The organism is Acidovorax sp. ST3 (assembly GCF_003231145.1).
Taxonomy (GTDB): Bacteria; Pseudomonadota; Gammaproteobacteria; order Burkholderiales; family Burkholderiaceae_C; genus Acidovorax.
On the sequence record NZ_QKVP01000012.1, the window covers coordinates 1 to 2,593 of the forward strand.

General features: G+C 56.5%; 4 protein-coding genes. All 4 read left to right on the forward strand.

Annotation, left to right across the window (positions count from 1 at the left end; all coding sequences use genetic code 11):
* Positions 1-143 (forward strand): SDR family oxidoreductase (locus tag DNK89_RS23200; RefSeq protein ID WP_153064316.1); only part of this gene is annotated, 143 nt, incomplete at its 5' end.
* A gap of 176 nt (positions 144-319) precedes the next feature.
* A complete protein-coding gene (locus tag DNK89_RS23205; protein ID WP_161958971.1) occupies positions 320-1,138 on the forward strand; it encodes a tripartite tricarboxylate transporter substrate binding protein in 819 nt (272 codons plus the stop codon).
* 1 nt (position 1,139) lies between these two features.
* Positions 1,140-2,330 carry a CaiB/BaiF CoA-transferase family protein gene (locus DNK89_RS23210; protein WP_110961998.1) on the forward strand — a complete coding sequence of 397 codons (1,191 nt, stop codon included), beginning with the start codon at positions 1,140-1,142 and terminating at the stop codon, positions 2,328-2,330.
* A gap of 9 nt (positions 2,331-2,339) precedes the next feature.
* A partial coding sequence (locus tag DNK89_RS23215; protein ID WP_161958972.1) for an enoyl-CoA hydratase/isomerase family protein occupies positions 2,340-2,593 on the forward strand: 254 nt, incomplete at its 3' end.

A 2,593-nucleotide genomic window follows, 5' to 3' on the forward strand; every position in this document is an offset into this window, starting at 1 on the left:
AGACTGTGCCCATGGAGCGCATTGGTCAGCCGGATGATATTGCTCGCGCCGTCCGGTTCTTTGCGGAACCTGGCTCGAGCTACGTCACTGGACAACTTCTGTATGTCTGCGGTGGACGCAGCCTCAGTAGTCCCTCTGTTTGACGGCAAAGAACAAGAGGGCAGCCGCCGTGAAGCGCAGAACACTTATTAGATCTATCTTGGCACTTGGGCCTGTAGCAGCGATGCCAACTTTCGGGCAGTCATACCCGTCAAGGCCACTCAGACTACTTGTCCCATATACAGCAGGTGGAGGGACCGACTTAGCTGCACGAGTTGTGATGAAGAAGCTGAGTGAGCAGTTGAACCAACCAATCGTCGTAGAAAACAAGCCTGGTGCGGGTGCCGTACTAGCCTATAACGAGCTTTTGCGAAGCAAGCCCGACGGATACACGTTAACGACGGGCTCAAACATCACATCGCTACTGAATCTCCTGAATAGCAAGTTGCCATTCGACGCCGCCACGGACCTGGTGCCGGTAGCGCCTTTGGCCAGCGTGCCGATTGTTTTGATCGCAGGTAGCAAGGTTCCTGCCAGAAACGTCGCCGAACTGATCTCTTATGTCAAAGAGAACCCAGGTGTTAACTACGGGACGCCTGGTCCGGCTACCCCACATCATTTGGCTGGTGTACTGCTCGCATCAATGGCTGGAATGCAATTGACACATGTTGGCTACAGAGGTACGGCTCCTGCCGTTCAAGACGTTATTGGTGGGCACTTACCACTTGCGATTGTCGGACTATCAACCGCAATTCAATTTACTCGAAGTGGCCAGTTGAAAGTATTGGGTGTGGGTAGCGCAAAGCGCTCTGAACTGGCACCCGAGATCCCGACGCTGGCAGAAGGCGGAGTGAATGGCTACGACGCAAGCTACTGGTATGACGTTTGCGTTGCGAAAGATGTTCCGAAGACCGTCGTAGGACGTTTGCACGGAGAGGTTACCAAAGCCCTACAGGATATTCAAGTTCGGACCAGTCTCACTGCTGCGGGACTTGAGCCCATGGCCGTCACTCAAGAGCAGTACCAACGCATGCTGCAACTAGAACGGGCCAAGTGGGAACCGATTATCCGAGCACACCACATTGAAATGGGCTCATAGGATGCTGGCGAACTCACTTAAGGGTATTCGGGTGATCGACTTCACCCAGGTGATGGCAGGACCAACCTGTACCTTGTGCATGGCCGATCTCGGCGCCGATGTTGTAAAGATCGAGGCTCCCACAGGCGACCTCTCCCGGGCGCTCTCCCCATGGGTACACGGCGAGGGCATTCCGTTTCTGGCGCTCAATCGCAACAAGCGCAGCATCGTGCTAGACCTCAAGCAGCCGGTACATCGGCAAATTGCGCAGAGGCTGATCGCCGAAGCAGATGTTGTTGTGGAGAGCTTTCGCCCTGGCGTCATGGCTCGATTGGGACTGGACTACGGCACGGTGTCTGTAAATAACCCGCGGCTGATTTATTGCTCGGTTTCTGCCTATGGCCAACAAGGGACCGGAAAAGACCTGCCGGGCGTGGACGGGGTGCTTCAGGCAGTTAGCGGCCTGATGAGCGTCACAGGGGCAAGGGATGGTGCTCCGTGCAAGGTTCCGGTGCCGGTGGTCGACTTGATGACAGGGTCGCTTGCCACCATTTCTGTTTTGGCCGCTCTTGCCGAGCGACAGCGCACGGGCACAGGGCAACACGTAGAAGCTAGCATGTTTGCGAGTGCGATCGCACTGCAGCACGTGAGTTTCGCCTCCTATCTGGCGGATGGCGAAGTACCAGGTCCCCAGGGGAGCGCAGCGCCCTATTCAACGCCGAACGAAGCGCTGCCCTGTGCCGATGGATGGATCATGGTAGCGGCATATCACCCCGCAAGATGGCAGGCGTTGTGTGTCGCTATCGGAGCGCCGGAGCTGGCAATCGATCCTCGCTTCGCTGAGAACAAGAGCCGGCTTCAACACCGTGAGGCGCTGCTTCATCTGCTCGAAACTCGGATGCTTGCTCATCCCCGTTCTTATTGGCTCGAGAAGTTCACTGCCGTGGACATTATTTGCGGCGCGATAAACGACTACGCAGAAGTAACGCGGTCCAAGCCCTTTGTCGAGGCCGCGCTCACCGAGCGCCTTGAGCATCCAGTTGCAGGAGTTCTGACCATGCCGCGCAGCGTGTTGGGTGCGGTTGGCGAACATCCTCAAGCAAGAAGTGCCGCCCCCATACTTGGACAGCACACCCGTGAGGTGCTTGCCGAACTAGGCATGCCGTCTGAAGACATTGAGGCAGTCGCAGCTATGTCCAATACCAGCAAGTGAAGTAATTCAATGCCTATCAATAAGACAGTCCAAGATGGCGTCGCCATCGTTACCTTGAATCGACCCGAGGCGATGAATTCAATTGATCCGGAGTCGAATCAGCAACTACTCGACATTTGGGAAGAGGTGTCGAACGACGAGGCGCTGCGGGTACTCGTTCTCACAGGCGCGGGAGATCGCGCGTTCTGCACTGGGGCGGACCTCAAGAAGACAATGCCACCGGCCGACAGTGCGGCGCGGCAAGTCTTTCGCGCAGGAACCCA

Bases quoted from the DNA above. Each gene is read 5' to 3' on its own strand.
- DNK89_RS23205 (WP_161958971.1), top strand. From the start codon at position 320: ATGAAGAAGCTGAGTGAGCAGTTGAACCAACCAATCGTCGTAGAAAAC.
- DNK89_RS23210 (WP_110961998.1), top strand. From the start codon at position 1,140: ATGCTGGCGAACTCACTTAAGGGTATTCGGGTGATCGACTTCACCCAG.